The sequence below is a fragment of the Priestia sp. LL-8 genome, from assembly GCF_036227845.1.
GTDB classification, from domain to species: Bacteria; Bacillota; Bacilli; order Bacillales; family Bacillaceae_H; genus Priestia; species Priestia zanthoxyli.
In genome coordinates this window covers 4,839,817-4,855,821 of the sequence record NZ_JAZAQH010000001.1, presented here as the reverse complement: position 1 = coordinate 4,855,821, position 16,005 = coordinate 4,839,817, and the positions used below count along the sequence as shown (strand labels likewise).

General features: G+C 38.5%; 13 protein-coding genes. 12 read left to right on the top strand and 1 reads right to left on the bottom strand.

What is annotated here, in order from left to right:
* The first annotated feature begins 152 nt into the window (after nt 1-152).
* The 5 genes from U9R83_RS25415 (at nt 153) to U9R83_RS25395 (ending at nt 5,807) form a co-directional block, all read left to right on the top strand.
* A complete protein-coding gene (locus U9R83_RS25415) occupies nt 153-1,361 on the top strand; it encodes a murein hydrolase activator EnvC family protein (RefSeq protein ID WP_014457814.1) in 1,209 nt (402 codons plus the stop codon).
* Between the two features lie 173 nt (nt 1,362-1,534).
* The gene (locus tag U9R83_RS25410) at nt 1,535-2,974 is read left to right on the top strand and encodes a S41 family peptidase (RefSeq protein WP_013059738.1); all 1,440 of its coding nucleotides are present in this window, start codon (nt 1,535-1,537) and stop codon (nt 2,972-2,974) included.
* A gap of 162 nt (nt 2,975-3,136) precedes the next feature.
* A complete protein-coding gene (locus U9R83_RS25405; RefSeq protein WP_014457816.1) occupies nt 3,137-4,327 on the top strand; it encodes a PDZ domain-containing protein in 1,191 nt (396 codons plus the stop codon).
* Between the two features lie 26 nt (nt 4,328-4,353).
* Nucleotides 4,354-4,578 (top strand): DUF2198 family protein, encoded by a 225-nt coding sequence (locus U9R83_RS25400; protein ID WP_014457817.1) that lies wholly within the window; start codon nt 4,354-4,356, stop codon nt 4,576-4,578.
* A gap of 314 nt (nt 4,579-4,892) precedes the next feature.
* Entirely contained in the window at nt 4,893-5,807 is a 915-nt protein-coding gene (locus U9R83_RS25395; RefSeq protein WP_014457818.1) for a proline dehydrogenase family protein, read from the top strand.
* Nucleotides 5,808-5,870: 63 nt separating this feature from the next.
* Here U9R83_RS25395 and U9R83_RS25390 read toward each other — a convergent pair whose 3' ends face one another.
* Nucleotides 5,871-7,532 (bottom strand): sigma-54 interaction domain-containing protein, encoded by a 1,662-nt coding sequence (locus U9R83_RS25390; protein WP_014457819.1) that lies wholly within the window; start codon nt 7,530-7,532, stop codon nt 5,871-5,873.
* 336 nt (nt 7,533-7,868) lie between these two features.
* Between U9R83_RS25390 and uvrB the strand changes: the two genes are divergently transcribed.
* From uvrB to hprK, 7 genes are all read left to right on the top strand, one after another.
* Nucleotides 7,869-9,848 (top strand): excinuclease ABC subunit UvrB, encoded by a 1,980-nt coding sequence (gene uvrB / locus U9R83_RS25385; protein WP_042991819.1) that lies wholly within the window; start codon nt 7,869-7,871, stop codon nt 9,846-9,848.
* Nucleotides 9,849-9,854: 6 nt separating this feature from the next.
* Entirely contained in the window at nt 9,855-12,731 is a 2,877-nt protein-coding gene (gene uvrA, locus U9R83_RS25380) for an excinuclease ABC subunit UvrA (protein ID WP_014457821.1), read from the top strand.
* Between the two features lie 87 nt (nt 12,732-12,818).
* Nucleotides 12,819-13,130 carry a hypothetical protein gene (locus U9R83_RS25375; protein WP_014457822.1) on the top strand — a complete coding sequence of 104 codons (312 nt, stop codon included), beginning with the start codon at nt 12,819-12,821 and terminating at the stop codon, nt 13,128-13,130.
* A 38-nt stretch (nt 13,131-13,168) separates the two neighbouring features.
* Complete coding sequence (locus U9R83_RS25370; RefSeq protein ID WP_014457823.1) at nt 13,169-14,260, top strand: DUF4097 family beta strand repeat-containing protein; 1,092 nt, start codon at nt 13,169-13,171, stop codon at nt 14,258-14,260.
* A gap of 40 nt (nt 14,261-14,300) precedes the next feature.
* Complete coding sequence (locus U9R83_RS25365; protein ID WP_013059728.1) at nt 14,301-14,495, top strand: PspC domain-containing protein; 195 nt, start codon at nt 14,301-14,303, stop codon at nt 14,493-14,495.
* A gap of 2 nt (nt 14,496-14,497) precedes the next feature.
* Nucleotides 14,498-14,863 carry a phage holin family protein gene (locus U9R83_RS25360; RefSeq protein ID WP_013059727.1) on the top strand — a complete coding sequence of 122 codons (366 nt, stop codon included), beginning with the start codon at nt 14,498-14,500 and terminating at the stop codon, nt 14,861-14,863.
* 190 nt (nt 14,864-15,053) lie between these two features.
* Nucleotides 15,054-15,989, top strand: a complete 936-nt coding sequence (gene hprK / locus U9R83_RS25355; RefSeq protein WP_042991820.1) for an HPr(Ser) kinase/phosphatase — start codon at nt 15,054-15,056, stop codon at nt 15,987-15,989.
* Nucleotides 15,990-16,005 lie beyond the last annotated feature (16 nt).

The following is a 16,005-nucleotide window of genomic DNA, read 5'->3' as shown; positions in this document are numbered from 1 at the left end:
TTTTAACATAATAGATTATAACAACCTCACATTTGATGTTTATCAGATGTGAGGTTGTTGTGTAATTACAGATAAAAATAGAAAAAAGTGCTAATGGGGGTCTTGCTAATGCCCGTTTATACGGGGAAATATGTGCAAATGGGGAGAAACAAATGACACGTAAGACATTAGTAATGACAGCAGCAGTTTTAGTTGGACTAAGTGCAGCTTGGATAGGTAATGAAAAAGTTGCTTATGCAGAAAGTGCCAGCACTACTAAACTCAGTGATTTAGAGAAAAAAAGTAACGATGTGAACCAAAATATTAATCAAAATAAAGAGAAATTAAAAGAAGTTCAAGAACAGCAAAAAAACGAAGAAGCTGAGATTGCGCGTTTGGATTCAGAAGTCGGACAGACAAATGCAGACATCCGCAGCCGTGAAGCTGAAGTAGAAAAAGCAAAGCAAGACATCGAAAAGCTGAAAAATGAAATTGACGTTGTAAAAAAACGAATTGAAAAACGAAATGAGCTATTAAAAAAGCGTGCTCGTGCTTTACAAGAAAACGGCGGGTCTGTGGATTACATAGATGTACTGCTAGGCTCTGAAAGCTTCGGAGACTTTATTAGCAGAGTGAGTGCGGTTTCGACAATTGTAGGGGCTGACCGCGATTTGTTAATGCAGCATGAAGCCGATAAAAAGGCAAAAGAAGAGAAAGAAACAAAAGTGCAAAACAAGCTAACGGAAGTAAATCAAGCGCTTGAAGAGCTTAAAAACCTTCGCTCGCAGCTGCAAAAGCAAGTAGACGAAAAGAATGAGCTCATGCAAACACTCAAAGATCAGGAAAAAGAATTTAATGAAGAAGCCGTTGGATTAGAAGAGCAAGCTTCTATTCTAGCTGATCAAAAAAATGCAGCGCAAGCTCAACAGCAAGAAATTGAAAAAGCGGGGGGAACAGAGGAGGCACCCCCTGTTACAAGCGGGTCGTTTATGAGGCCGGCAAAGGGACCGGTAACGTCTCATTTTGGATATCGAGAAACGTTTGGAAGAGGACATTACGGTATTGATATTGGAAAGCGAGGAGAAAGTGTGCCAGTTGTAGCCGCAGCAAGCGGAAAAGTAATTAGAGCATATCATTCTTCTTCTTTTGGTAATGCCGTATTTATTCGTCACAATGTCGAAGGCCAGACGTGGGTTACAGTTTATGCTCACTTAGAGAGCTACAGCGTCTCAAGTGGTCAATCTATCAATAAAGGTCAACAATTAGGTTATATAGGTAACACAGGGCGTTCGTTTGGTGCTCACCTGCATTTTGAATTGCATAAGGGCGATTGGAAAGGCAAAAGCTCCGCTGTAAACCCTGAACGTTATATTAAATTTTAAGTTCCTAGCATACGTGGTACAAGCTCAACATATAGTTTAACAAAAAGGCATCGCACTTGATTTGTGTGGTGCCTTTTGCTACAAATAACACATGCATCCTTTTTATTACATAGTTTTGGTTGTATCTATTATAATAAGAAGAGATGGCTTAAGGTTGAGGAGGATGAAAGAACTTGAATCGGAAAATCGTTGCACTATTAATGGCACTCTCCTTAGTTGTTGGAGCAGCAGGTACATATTTTGGCATTCAGTATGCAAATGCTGGAACGGTCAGTACCCCCCTTACAACTTCTTCAAATGATAGTAAAGTGGAAAAGGAAGAGCTAGACAAAATCAAGCAGGCTTACGAACTGATATCTTCAAAATATTACAAAGATGTAGATGACAAAAAATTATTAGATGGCGCAATCCAAGGAATGGTACAAACCTTAGGAGACCCTCACTCATCTTACATGGATAAGAAAACGGCACAGCAATTCACGCAGTCTCTTGATTCATCGTTTGAGGGGATTGGTGCTGAAGTAAGCATGGTAGATGGAAAAGTAACAATCGTAGCTCCGTTTAAACAATCTCCTGCGGAAAAAGCAGGATTAAAACCAAATGATCAGATTTTAAAGATCGATGGTAAAAGTATCGCGGGTCTTGAATTGAATGAAGCGGTATTAAAAATTCGCGGTAAAAAAGGCTCTACCGTGACATTAGATGTTCAAAGACCAGGCGTGAAAGAAACGATGAAAGTAAAAGTTGTAAGAGATGAGATTCCAATTGAAACCGTCTATTCTTCTGTTAAAAATGTAAACAATAAAAAAATTGGTTACATGGAAATTACGTCATTCTCTGAGTCAACGGGAGACGAATTTACGAAACAGTTGAAAAAACTTGAAAATAAAAATATTGATGGCTTAGTTCTAGACGTTCGTGGAAATCCTGGTGGCTATTTAACGAGCGTTGAAAAAATGCTCGATAAATTAGTAACGAATAAAAAGCCATATATCCAAATTGAAGATCGTAACGGTGAACGTCAAAAAGTGGTTTCTTCAATGAAAAAGCAAAAGGATTATCCAATTGTGGCCTTGATTGATGGAGGAAGTGCATCCGCTTCTGAAATTCTTGCCGGGGCATTAAAAGAAGCAGGAGGATACAAGCTAGTCGGTGAAAAATCCTATGGAAAAGGAACGGTTCAACAAGCTGTTCCAATGGAAGACGGCAGTAATTTAAAATTAACGTTCTATAAATGGCTAACGCCTGATGGAAACTGGATTAACGAAAAAGGTATAAAACCGACAGTAGAAGTCAAGCAGCCGGATTATTATTATGCAAATCCAATTCAAGTTGATAAAAAGCCATTAACACGTGATATGACAGGTGACCAGGTGAAGAATGCTCAAGTGATGCTAAAAGGCCTTGGTTTTGAACCTGGACGTACAGACGGATATTTTAGTAAAGAGACAGAAACAGCTGTAACAGCATTCCAAAAAGCCAATAAGCAAAAAGCTACAGGTGAAATTGATGAAGATACAGCAGCGCTTTTACAAACAAAACTTCTAGAAAAAATTAAATCAAAAGATGAAGATCGTCAGCTTCAAACGGCTTTAAAGCTAGCTAGTCAATAAGAAGTAGAAAAAGTTCCGTGCTTTTCCAAAGCGCGGAACTTTTTTAGTAAAAACAACATTGTCGGTTAGTGATGCATTTTGATAAAATAAAGAAGCCTATGATACATAACAATCAATCGTAAATGTTGTAATAAAAATGTGAAAAATACAGGTGGTGAAAAAATGGATTTTGCATTAGAGCTATTAAAAGGTATCGGGCGTTTGTTTTTACACCCGTTAACTTATTTATTTCTGCTCGTCTCGTTTTTTGTAGGTCTTTCTCGCGTCAAGAGAGAGCGTCAAAATTTTCATGTTCGCGTGTTTGATTTTATTTTAGAAGCAAAATATTTATTTTTTCCAGGTATCATTATTGGGTTGATTTTATCCGTTGTTACCGTGTTGCTAGGTGTCTATGTATCTATAGGAACGATTGTACTTGTAGCTGTTTTAACTTTTATCATAAGCGGTCCTTGGACGTTTAAATGGCTTTCTCCTTCTTATACGGTAGGACTGGCTGTGCTTGTGACCTTGCTTATTCCTGCAGCTGGTTTCGGTGAAGGAGTTATTCAAACGTGGTCTGTGCAAGCTCATAACGCAGATTTACCTTCTCTTACTATTTTAATGTCGCTGCTTGTATTAGCAGAAGGATATTTAATTTGGAAATTTGGGGCAAAAGGTACGTCTCCAGCCATTGTGAAAAGTAAAAGAGGGCAGGAAATTGGGGCTCATTACTCTCAAAAATTATGGGTTGTTCCGCTTTTTGTCTTAATTCCAGGCAGCGCCATTACGTCTGTGTTTCCATGGTGGCCTGTGTTATCTATTGAAGGAACATCATTTAGCCTGTTTTTTGTTCCTTTTGCTATCGGTTTTTATCAGCGAATTCAAAGTATGGTTCCGTTTAAATCTATTGAATTTACCGGTAAGCGTGTATTAGCATTAGGCGTGGGATTAACGATCATTACGATTGCTGCTATTTTTTATCCTCCTGCCGCTGTAGCTGTTGTTATTCTAGCGATCATAGGAAGAGAGTGGATTCGTTTGCAGCAGCGTCGAAGCGACGAAAAAGCGCCCGCACTATTTACTAAGCGTACACAAGGTTTGATTGTATTAGGAATCATCCCTCATTCTCCGGCAGAGAAAATGGGTTTGAAAGTAGGAGAAGTGATTATTAAGGTAAATGGAATCGCTATATCTGAAGTCCATAAATTTTATGAAGCATTACAAGTTAATAACCGTGCTTTTTGTAAGCTAGAAGTTATTGACGAAAATGGAGAAGTTCGCTTTACTCAGCGAGCATTGTATGACAATGAACACCATGAACTAGGCATTTTGTTTGTACACAATTATACAAAACGTGACTCGCAAGCTGGTTAAAAGACGGATAAAAAGGAGAAATGTTTGTGGAAGTCAAAACGATTGCCGCAGTTTTTCTACCCGCCATATTGCTTGTTCTATTTGCTAGAGTAACATATAACTTATATGTTGCAACAGCACTGACGCTTTTATTGATAGCTGTTTCTGTATATAAAGGGTACGCAGATTATCCGCTTATTATTTTAATAGATTTACTTTCCGCAGCCATCGGTTTTCTATATGCAAAAGGCATGCTAGCAGCTGGGAAATAAAGATTGTTATTTTGATGATAAGTGAATCGTCTTATTATCAAAACGTACGCAAAAGCTCTCTACGAAATGTGGAGAGCTTTTTTATGTCCAAAAACGAGTTAGAACTCATAACATTGTTGTTACAGTTCCATCGATAAATGAGTATAATTAAATTAATCATACAAATATGTATTCAACTAAATTAACTTAAACAATTTTGTGTAAATTATTTTAACTACGTGTACAAATATGTAGTTGGGGCATAGAAAAATAAAGATATTAATCTGAAAATTATATTTATTTTGATTTTTTAAACAAAGGGAGGTTTAGTATCGATGGAAGTGTTAATGAGAACGATGTTTCAGTCGCTTGGCAAAAATCATTCAATGAATAAATTAGCTAAAAAGTATGGATTGCGGATGGGGGCAGCTCGTTTTGTTGCTGGAGATTCAATTGAATCAGCAATTCAAACATCCAAGGAGCTTAACAATAGTGGGAAAGTTGTTACACTCGATCATTTAGGAGAGTTTGTTTTTACAGAAGAGGAAGCTAGGTTATCTACGGCCATGTGTATTCAGACATTAGAAGCCATTGCAGAATCAGGCGTTCAATCAAATTTATCGTTAAAGATGACTTCTTTAGGGTTGGATATTAGCAAAGAGCTTTGTATGGAAAACATGCGCAGAATCCTACACACGGCCAGGGTGAATGATATTTTTGTTCGAATTGATATGGAAGACTACTTGCACTGCCAAATCTCCCTTGATATGTATAAAGAATTACGCAAAGAATTCGATAATGTTGGAATTGTGATTCAAGCGTATCTTTATCGTACAGAACAAGATATGAATGACTTACAGCAATATCAAGCCAATTTACGTCTGGTAAAAGGAGCTTATAAAGAATCACCAGAAGTATCATTTCCCGAAAAGAAAGACGTAGATGAAAACTATAAAAAAATAATTAAAATGCATTTGCTAAATGGACACTATACAGCTGTAGCAAGTCATGATGAAGAAATGATTCAGTACACAAAACGATTAGTAAGAGAAAATGGTATTTTAAATGACCAATTTGAGTTCCAAATGCTTTATGGAATCTGTGTAGAACTGCAGGATCGTCTAGTAAGAGAAGGATATAAAGTAAGAGTATATGTCCCTTACGGCATTGACTGGTTTGGGTATTTTATGAGACGCCTAGCCGAACGTCCCGCCAATGTATGGTTCGTGTTAAAAAATTTCTCCAAATAAGTTCAGTCCAAGAAACATAAAAAATTCGACACAAGCACCTTAGCTTCGTGTCGAATTTTTTCATTAGTTTAGTCCATATTCTTTGATTTTATTGTAAAGGGTGCCGCGTGAAATGCCAAGCAGATCTGCTGCAGCACTTTTGTTTCCATAGGTTTTTTGAAGAGTTTCTTCTATTAGCCTAGCTTCTTGAAGAGAATCTTCTTCTTTTTGAACTTCTGTGAAAGAACTTGCATCCTTCAGATTGTCAGGAAGGTGCGTAAGGGTAATCAACGACTGATCACTTAGAAAAATCATTCGTTCAATCGTATTTCTTAGCTCGCGAATATTGCCTGGCCAATCGTATTGCATAAAGGCTTCTAGAACTTCAGAGCTGATGAAAGGAGCCTTCTTTTTATACTTTTTACTAAATTCCTGTACAAATTGCTGAGTTAATGCTTCAATGTCTTCTTTATGGTCTCGAAGCGGCGGAATGATAATATTAATGACGGTCAGCAAATAGTAAAGATTTTCATGGAATTCACCGGCTTTTAGCAACTCTTCCAAAGGCGTCGTGGTAGAGGCTACAATTCGGGTTTGGACTTGAATTTCTTCGGTGCCTCCAACGTGATAAAAGGATTGTTCTTCCAAGTAACGGAGAAACTTAACTTGAATTTCAAGAGGCATTTTATCAATCTCTTCAATAAATAACGTCCCGTTATGAGCCTGCTCTAGTTTTCCCGCAATGGTCGTTGGATCTTCTGAAAAGACATCTTTTTGATGACCAAAGAGCTCAATTTCCAGAAGCCCAGATGGAATAGTGGCGCAATTTAAAGATAAAAAAGGTTCTTTATGTTTGGATCCCCCGTAGTGGATGGCCTGAGCCAGCATTTCTTTCCCAGAACCAGGTTCTCCTGTTAATAAAATAGGCATATCTGTAGATGCCACTTTTTTGGCAATGTCAACGGCTTGCTTAATTTCAGGACTGATACCCGCGAAAGAAGAAAATGGATTATCTTTTGGAATGAGAAGAGACACATCAATTTCTTCATTTAATCTTACAATATTGGTAATGTCATGTTCAGTTGCGACTCCACCTATGACCCGATTGTTTCTTATAATAGGAGATGCATTGATGAGCACGTGAGTTTGTTCATTAGGACGATGATACGTTCCGCGTACAGGGCGCCCTTCATTTAGAATCGTATGTAGAATGATGGATTCATCTTTGAAATGCTCTCCGATTTTTCTACCCAAAATATCATCTCTCTGAATCTTATACGTATGTTCCGCAGCAGTATTCCACAAGATTACATTTCCTTCATTATCGACCGCTGTCACTGCATCATTAATGGTTTCTGCCAATGTATCAAAATAGGAAGCTAATATCTCATTTTGGCTATGCAAATGTGTAATCCACTGTGAAGGTGTTACAAGTCCTATTGTGGTTTCTTGGTTTTCTGCTTGAATGAGGACTGGTCTGTTCCAGTTTGTGTTGGCTTGTAAATTGGCTAACGTAGAAGTAGAAGATGAAGGCCAATTTGTATCCGCTATTACTTTTTTTATGGACGATGCCTCGTCATGACCTGTTAACAGGTATCGTTCATCTTTTTGTATTACATAAAAGGTACTTGCTGTGACTACGACGAAGTCATAGTTTGAAAGTTCAGATTTCACTTTAGCTAAAGAAGTTGATTCTTCAACTGTTGTAAAGGAGTTATTTATAAGAACTTGATCAACGCTTGCCATACTAAACCCCTCTCAGTACATATTTTTTATACTGTATCATAATTTAGAAATTGGCGCAAAAGCCTATCTTTTTCAAACAATAACGCAGCTTGCTTTCTTTTATTGCTTTCATCCAAAGAGTTGTATTCCCTTCGAAAAGGGTAGTATAAGAATTTAGTGGGTAATAAAGTAACAGGGTAAAAAATAAAAACAAACAAACACTATATAAGATTAATACTCATTAGTTTCATTTATGATTATAAAGTGATAAAATACGAATATCAGTTCGTATTTTCGGTTTTTACATATCGTAATAAAAAATAGATAAAACAAGAAAATGGAAACGGAGGCCTTCATTTGAAAGATCAGTTTGAATTAGTATCCTCATATCAACCGCAAGGTGATCAGCCAAAGGCAATTGAAAAGATTGTGAAAGGAATTAAAGAAGGTAAGCAGCATCAAGTTTTATTAGGTGCTACAGGAACGGGAAAAACCTTCACCATGTCTAATGTTATTAAGGAAATAAATAAGCCGACATTAATTATGGCTCATAATAAAACGCTTGCTGGTCAATTGTACAGTGAGTTTAAAGAGTTTTTCCCTAATAACGCAGTTGAATACTTTGTCAGTTACTACGATTACTATCAGCCTGAAGCTTATGTACCTCAAACAGATACATTTATTGAAAAAGATGCAAGCATTAATGATGAAATTGATAAACTTCGTCACTCGGCAACTTCTGCTCTTTTTGAACGAAAAGATGTCATTATTATTGCCAGCGTGTCCTGTATTTATGGATTAGGATCTCCGGAAGAATACAAAGAAATGGTCGTATCTCTTCGAGTAGGGATGGAAAAAGAGCGCAATCAGCTGCTTCGTACGCTAGTGGATGTACAGTACGAAAGGAATGATATTGACTTTAAGCGCGGAACGTTTCGCGTTCGCGGCGATGTTGTGGAGATTTTTCCTGTATCTCGAGATGAACACTGTATTCGCGTCGAGTTTTTCGGGGATGAAATTGACCGCATTCGAGAAGTTGACGCTCTAACAGGAGAAATTATTGGAGATCGTGAACATGTAGCTATCTTCCCGGCATCTCACTTTGTCACGAGAGAAGAAAAAATGCGTGTTGCTATTCAAAACATTGAAAAAGAATTAGAAGAACAGCTAGAGAAGCTAAAAGAAGCAGGAAAGCTTTTAGAAGCGCAGCGCTTGGAGCAGCGCACGCGCTACGACCTAGAAATGATGAGAGAAATGGGCTTTTGTTCGGGAATCGAGAACTACTCTCGCCATTTAACGCTTCGTCCAGCTGGTTCTACACCTTATACACTGCTGGACTTCTTCCCGGAAGATTTCCTTCTTGTTGTGGATGAATCACACGTTACAATTCCTCAAGTTAGAGGAATGTATAATGGAGACCAAGCGCGTAAACAAGTGTTAGTAGACCATGGTTTCCGCCTGCCGTCCGCATTAGATAACCGCCCGCTTAAATTTGATGAATTTGAACAGCATATTAACCAAATTGTTCATGTTTCTGCAACACCAGGTCCTTACGAACTTGAGAAGGCACCTGATGTGATTGAACAAATTATCCGTCCAACGGGATTATTGGATCCAAATATTGAAGTTCGACCAATTGAAGGGCAGATTGATGATTTAATTGGAGAAATTCACGACCGGATTAAGCGAAATGAACGAGTACTCGTTACGACGTTAACAAAGAAAATGTCTGAGGATTTAACGAACTACTTAAAAGAAATTGGCATTAAAGTTCAATATCTTCACTCTGAGGTGAAGACGCTCGAGCGTATTGAAATTATCCGAGAGCTGCGGCTTGGAAAATATGATGTGCTTGTAGGAATTAACTTACTTCGTGAAGGTTTAGATATTCCGGAAGTTTCGTTAGTAACTATATTAGATGCTGATAAAGAAGGGTTCTTGCGTTCAGAACGATCGCTTATTCAAACCATCGGACGTGCTGCGCGAAATGCTAATGGACATGTCATTATGTATGCAGATCGCATCACAAACTCCATGGACATTGCAATCAATGAGACCAAGCGTCGTAGAAGTATTCAAGAAGCTTACAATGAAGAGCACGGCATTACGCCGACAACGATTCAAAAAGAAGTTCGAGGCTCAATTCGTGCAACAGTAGTGGCAGAAGATACAGAAACGTATGAAGAAGCACCGGCATTTGATAAGCTCAACAAAAAAGAAAAAGCAAAGCTCATAGAAGAAATGGAACAAGAAATGAAAGAAGCAGCCAAAGCGCTTAACTTTGAGCGCGCAGCTGAGCTTCGTGACTTGATTCTAGAATTAAAAGCGGAAGGGTGATAAAACATGGCGATGGAAAAAATCGTGGTAAAAGGTGCACGAGCCCACAATTTGAAAAATATCGATATTGAAATCCCGCGGGAAAAATTAGTGGTGTTAACAGGGTTATCAGGTTCTGGTAAATCTTCTTTAGCTTTCGATACAATCTATGCAGAAGGACAAAGACGTTATGTTGAATCGCTTTCGGCATATGCAAGACAGTTTTTAGGTCAAATGGATAAGCCGGATGTAGATTCGATTGAAGGATTGTCGCCTGCTATTTCAATCGATCAAAAAACAACGAGCCGAAACCCTCGTTCAACCGTCGGAACTGTGACGGAAATCTATGACTATTTGCGCCTTTTGTTTGCTCGGGTAGGAAAGCCGATTTGTCCTAATCATGGAATTGAAATTACGTCTCAAACGATTGAGCAAATGGTAGATAGAATTTTAGAGTACCCTGAACGCACAAAACTTCAAGTACTGGCCCCTGTGGTATCTGGCCGAAAAGGCACCCACGTAAAAGTATTAGAAGATATTAAAAAGGAAGGGTACGTTCGCATTCGAGTAGACGGAGAAATGCGTGAAATAACAGAAGAAATTGAACTGGAAAAAAACAAAAAGCACTCTATTGAAGTAGTGATTGATCGCGTTGTTGTAAAAGAAGGTGTAGCCGCTCGTTTGTCGGACTCTTTGGAATCAGCTCTTCGCCTTGGAGAAGGGAAAGTAATTATTGACGTGATAGGTGAAGAAGAACTGCTTTTTAGCGAGCATCATGCTTGTCCAAAATGTGGTTTCTCCATTGGAGAACTTGAGCCCCGCATGTTTTCGTTTAATAGTCCGTACGGGGCGTGTCCAACGTGTGATGGGTTAGGAACGAAATTGGAAGTGGATAAAGATTTAGTTATTCCTAACTATGACTTAACGCTTCATCAGCACGCAATTGCACCTTGGGAGCCAACAAGTTCTCAATACTATCCGCAGCTGCTTGAAGCCGTATGTACACATTACGGCATCGACATGGATGTGCCGGTTCGAGATATCCCGGAACATTTATTTGATAAAGTATTATATGGCAGCGGTAAAGAAAAGATTTACTTTCGCTATGAAAATGATTTTGGCCAAGTAAGAGAAAATCACATCGAATTTGAAGGCGTGCTTCGAAACGTAGAGCGCCGTTATCATGAAACAAGTTCAGATTACATTCGTGAGCAAATGGAAAAATACATGGCTCAGCAAGCTTGTCCAAAATGTAAAGGGAATCGCTTAAAACGCGAAAGCTTAGCGGTGCTTATTGACGAAAAGCATATAGGAGATACAACCCGCTTTTCAGTAAAAGAAGCATATGACTTTTTTGAAAGTCTCAGCCTATCTGAAAAAGACATGAAGATTGCTGATATGATACTGCGTGAAATTCGTGAGCGTCTAAGCTTTCTCATTAACGTGGGACTTGATTACTTAACATTAAACCGCTCTGCTGGAACTCTTTCAGGAGGAGAAGCACAGCGCATTCGTTTGGCTACTCAAATTGGTTCTCGTTTGACGGGGGTTCTTTATATTTTAGATGAACCTTCTATCGGTCTTCATCAACGTGACAATGATCGCTTAATTCGCACGATGCAAGATATGCGCGATATTGGGAATACGTTGATTGTTGTAGAACATGACGAAGATACGATGATGGCAGCTGATTATTTAATTGATATCGGACCAGGAGCCGGCGTACACGGGGGTGCCGTTGTTTCTCAAGGTACGCCTCAGGAAGTGATGGAGGATGAAAACTCTTTAACGGGTCAATATCTATCAGGAGAGAAGTTTATTCCTCTTCCAGCGGAAAGACGGTCAATAGATAAAGATCGGATGATTGAAATTATAGGAGCAAAAGAAAACAATTTAAAAAATGTAAAAGCAAAGCTTCCGTTAGGTGTATTCACGGCTGTTACAGGTGTATCTGGATCAGGTAAGAGTACGCTGGTAAATGATATCCTTCACAAATCATTGGCACAAAAGCTGCATAAAGCAAAAAGCAAAGCAGGAGAACATAAAGAAATCAAAGGCATTGAACACTTAGATAAAGTCATTGATATTGATCAGTCTCCAATAGGTCGCACGCCTCGTTCGAATCCTGCAACTTACACAGGTGTATTTGATGACATTCGAGATGTATTTGCACAAACAAACGAAGCAAAAGTGCGCGGATATAAAAAAGGTCGTTTTAGCTTCAACGTAAAAGGCGGCCGCTGTGAAGCTTGTCGAGGAGACGGTATTATTAAAATTGAAATGCATTTCTTGCCAGATGTATACGTCCCTTGTGAAGTCTGCCACGGCAAACGATATAACCGTGAAACTTTAGAAGTGAAATACAAAGATCAAAACATTTCAGATGTGTTGGATATGACAGTTGAAGACGCTCTTCACTTCTTTGAAAACATTCCAAAGATTAAGCGGAAGCTGCAGACCATTTACGATGTAGGACTTGGTTATATCACGCTTGGACAGCCCGCCACTACTTTATCCGGTGGAGAGGCACAGCGTGTAAAGTTAGCGTCAGAGCTTCACCGCCGCTCAACAGGAAGAACGCTTTACATTTTAGACGAACCGACCACTGGTCTTCATGTGGATGATATTGCACGATTATTAAAAGTGCTCCAGCGTTTAGTTGAAAATGGAGATACGGTTCTAGTGATCGAACATAATTTAGACGTCATCAAAGCTGCTGATTACCTGCTTGATTTAGGGCCTGAAGGTGGAGATAAAGGCGGACAAATTGTGGCTACGGGTACGCCAGAAGAAGTGGCAAAAGTAAAAGAATCCTATACGGGTCATTATTTGAAGCCAATTTTAGAACGTGATCGTAAGCGTATGGAGAAAAAAGTTGAAAAAGCAGAGGCATTAACTCGTTAAAAGACACCAGCATTGGTGTCTTTTTTATAAAGAATGAAACTTTTTAACTCATTAAACCGTAATACATGATATAAGGAGTTGATTATTATGGAAGGAAATCGCGTACTATCTTCCTTAAATTATTTTAGCGTTTTCTTTGCACCATTTTTATTACCTATTATTATTTATTTTGTTGTTCATAACATAGAAGTAAAGAAACATGCAAAAACTGCATTCTTGTCACATTTACTACCTATCGCTACAGCGATCTTGTTCTTATTTTTCTTACTTCCTGCTCTTACTGGCTCTAGTGGAACGGTATTTATTCTTTTAATTGTAGCTTTAGTTGTTGTTTCTTTAGTTAATGTTGTTGTGTTTGTATGGAATATTGTAAAAGGGATACAAATATTAAGCAGATAAAAGTTAAATGACTAAAACGTAAAGAGGAGATGGAACGTATGAGTGAAAAGCGCAAACAAATTTTACAGATGGTAGAAGAAGGGAAACTTAGCGTAGATGAGGCTTTAACTTTGCTAAACTCACTGGAAAAAGACTCGGCTAATGATTCTTCCTATGCTACGTCTGATAAAGCTGAGCTATCCCCTTATGTAGGAGGAAAACAGAAAAAAACGTACGCTTCTAAGTCATCTCAAAGCTCTTTAAAAGAAAAATTATTTACATTTGTGGATCAAACGGTAAAAAAAGTAAAAGAGGGAGATTTAGATTTTAACTTTGGGCCTTCAATTGACGTTCAGCACATCTTTCAACAATCAGAAGCATATATTCAAGAGATTGATGTAGATTTAGCAAATGGAAGCGTCCAGCTCCGTCCTTGGGGGAGTACAGAAGTACGAATAGAGTGTGAAGCTGCTATCTACAAAGTAGAGAATTCGGATGAAGCGCGCCGCACTTTCTTACAGCATACGGCATTTTCCATTGAAAATGGCAAATTGCGCTTTGCAATTCAGCAAAAGCAAATGAAGGTGAAAGCGATTATTTATATTCCAGAAATGGAATATGAACGCGTCAAGCTCCGTATGTTTAATGGTTCAATCGATGGGGAAAGACTAAGCGTACGAGACCTGAAAGCCAAAACAGCTAATGGTACCATCCGCTTTTACGATGTGAATAGCCATTCTCTTGAAATGGAGACATCAAATGGGCACATGGAACTTTCTCGAATACTCGCTTCAAAATGTGAGCTTGAAACAATCAATGGAACGGTTAAATTTGATGGGGACACAAAGAAAATTGACGTTCAAACATTTAACGGAGATATTGATACGTATTTAAAAGGAGAGCGCATTGAAAAAGCATTTTTCAAAACGACTACGGGGAGCATTACGCTCTATACTCCGCCCCACCTCTCCGTTGACGGAGATTTGAAATCTAACTTTGGGAATTTTACATGTACACTTCCTGAGATGGAAATAGTAGATGAGAAAAAAGAAACGGTTATGAAACAACTTCGTTTCAAAGCCAATGTCGCTTCGCCTAAAGGCTATAAATTGTTAGCTGAATCCAAAACGGGTTCAATTGTTATAAAATAGAAAACGCTTGTTTTAGTAAAAAGCAAAGGAGATGATTAACGTGCGAAAGTTGTATCGTTCGCGAACAAATCGCAAGCTTGCGGGTGTTATCGGCGGTATTTCTCAGTATATCGGAATAGATGCTTCACTACTGCGCGTATTGTTTATCATCAGTTTATTTTTTACAGTAGGTACCCCGGTCATTTTATATATGATTTTTGTATTTTTAGTTCCAAATGAAGAAGGAGATTTCTAAAAATGTTATTGCGTGGAATCATTAGTATTTTAATCAATGCCCTCGTATTAATCGTAATTGCAGGTTATATCGACACCTTTCACTTGGAATCAGTCAGTGCAGCTATTATCGCGAGCTTGATTCTATCGATTTTGAATGTGTTTGTTAAGCCGATTTTAATTTTACTTACCCTGCCGGTGACATTTCTTACGCTTGGCCTATTCTTATTCGTCATTAATGCCATTACGCTGATGATTACACAAAGTGTTATGGGAGATTCTTTTAATATTGACGGGTTTGGTACAGCGCTTTTAGCCTCAGTAATCATGTCGCTTTTAAATGCGCTTATTCAACGAGTGATTGTTGAACCGCTTCAAAATAGAAGATAACTTTCTTGCAATATTTAATTTTCTAAAAAAGATGGTAAGGCGATGCAGCCTATGCCATCTTTTTTTCTTTTCTTTCCGTATTAATGATAAAATAAAATGGCTAGTAGAACCAAACGCGACATAAAAGCGAGAGTTGGATATACTGTAGACATGAACAGGTATATGACTGTTTATAAAAGGAGGATGCACGGTGGTTAAAGTACGTACAAAAGACATCATTGAGAAATTTAAATTAGAGCTTATTAGCGGAGAAGAAGGAATCGACCGTCCTATTTCAACAAGTGATATTTCACGCCCGGGTATTGAAATGGCAGGTTATTTTACATATTACCCAGCAGAACGTATCCAGCTGTTAGGTAAAACAGAACTATCATTTTTTAAACAGTTAGATGATGAACAAAAAAAAGTTCGAATGGAAAAGATGTGTACAGATATCACGCCGGCTATCATTGTTTCGCGCGAAATGGATGTACCGAAAGAACTTATTGAAGCTTCAGAGCGTGAATCAGTTCCTGTGCTGCGTTCGAACTTTAAAACGACGCGACTTTCCAGCCATTTAACGAATTTTCTTGAAAGCCGGCTAGCACCTACTACTGCCCTGCACGGCGTATTAGTTGATATATACGGAATTGGTGTATTAATCATGGGGAAAAGCGGCGTTGGTAAAAGTGAAACAGCTCTAGAGCTTGTTAAGAGGGGACATCGTCTAGTAGCCGATGACTGTGTGGAAATCCGCCAAGAAGATCAAGACACGCTTGTAGGAAATGCGCCTGGTTTAATTGAGCATTTGCTTGAAATTCGAGGACTAGGGATCATCAATGTGATGACGCTATTCGGCGCAGGAGCTGTACGAAGCTATAAGCGAATTTCACTTGTTATTCAGTTGGAGACATGGGATCAGCAGAAACATTATGATCGCCTTGGTTTAGAAGAAGATAAAATGAAAATTATTGATACAGACGTTACAAAAATTACATTGCCAGTACGTCCGGGACGAAACTTAGCTGTTATCATTGAAGTGGCAGCAATGAACTTCCGCTTAAAGCGTATGGGTATTAACGCAGCAGAACAATTTTCCGCACGTCTAACAGATGTAATTGAAGAAGGAGATCGTGAAGATTTATAAGAAAGGGTGTTAACTT

Coding starts and splice junctions, on each gene's coding strand:
- U9R83_RS25415 (WP_014457814.1), top strand. CDS start 153: ATGACACGTAAGACATTAGTAATGACAGCAGCAGTTTTAGTTGGACTA.
- U9R83_RS25390 (WP_014457819.1), bottom strand. CDS start 7,532: ATGGCAAGCGTTGATCAAGTTCTTATAAATAACTCCTTTACAACAGTT.
- U9R83_RS25370 (WP_014457823.1), top strand. CDS start 13,169: ATGAGTGAAAAGCGCAAACAAATTTTACAGATGGTAGAAGAAGGGAAA.
- U9R83_RS25405 (WP_014457816.1), top strand. CDS start 3,137: ATGGATTTTGCATTAGAGCTATTAAAAGGTATCGGGCGTTTGTTTTTA.
- U9R83_RS25360 (WP_013059727.1), top strand. CDS start 14,498: ATGTTATTGCGTGGAATCATTAGTATTTTAATCAATGCCCTCGTATTA.
- U9R83_RS25375 (WP_014457822.1), top strand. CDS start 12,819: ATGGAAGGAAATCGCGTACTATCTTCCTTAAATTATTTTAGCGTTTTC.
- uvrA (WP_014457821.1), top strand. CDS start 9,855: ATGGCGATGGAAAAAATCGTGGTAAAAGGTGCACGAGCCCACAATTTG.
- U9R83_RS25395 (WP_014457818.1), top strand. CDS start 4,893: ATGGAAGTGTTAATGAGAACGATGTTTCAGTCGCTTGGCAAAAATCAT.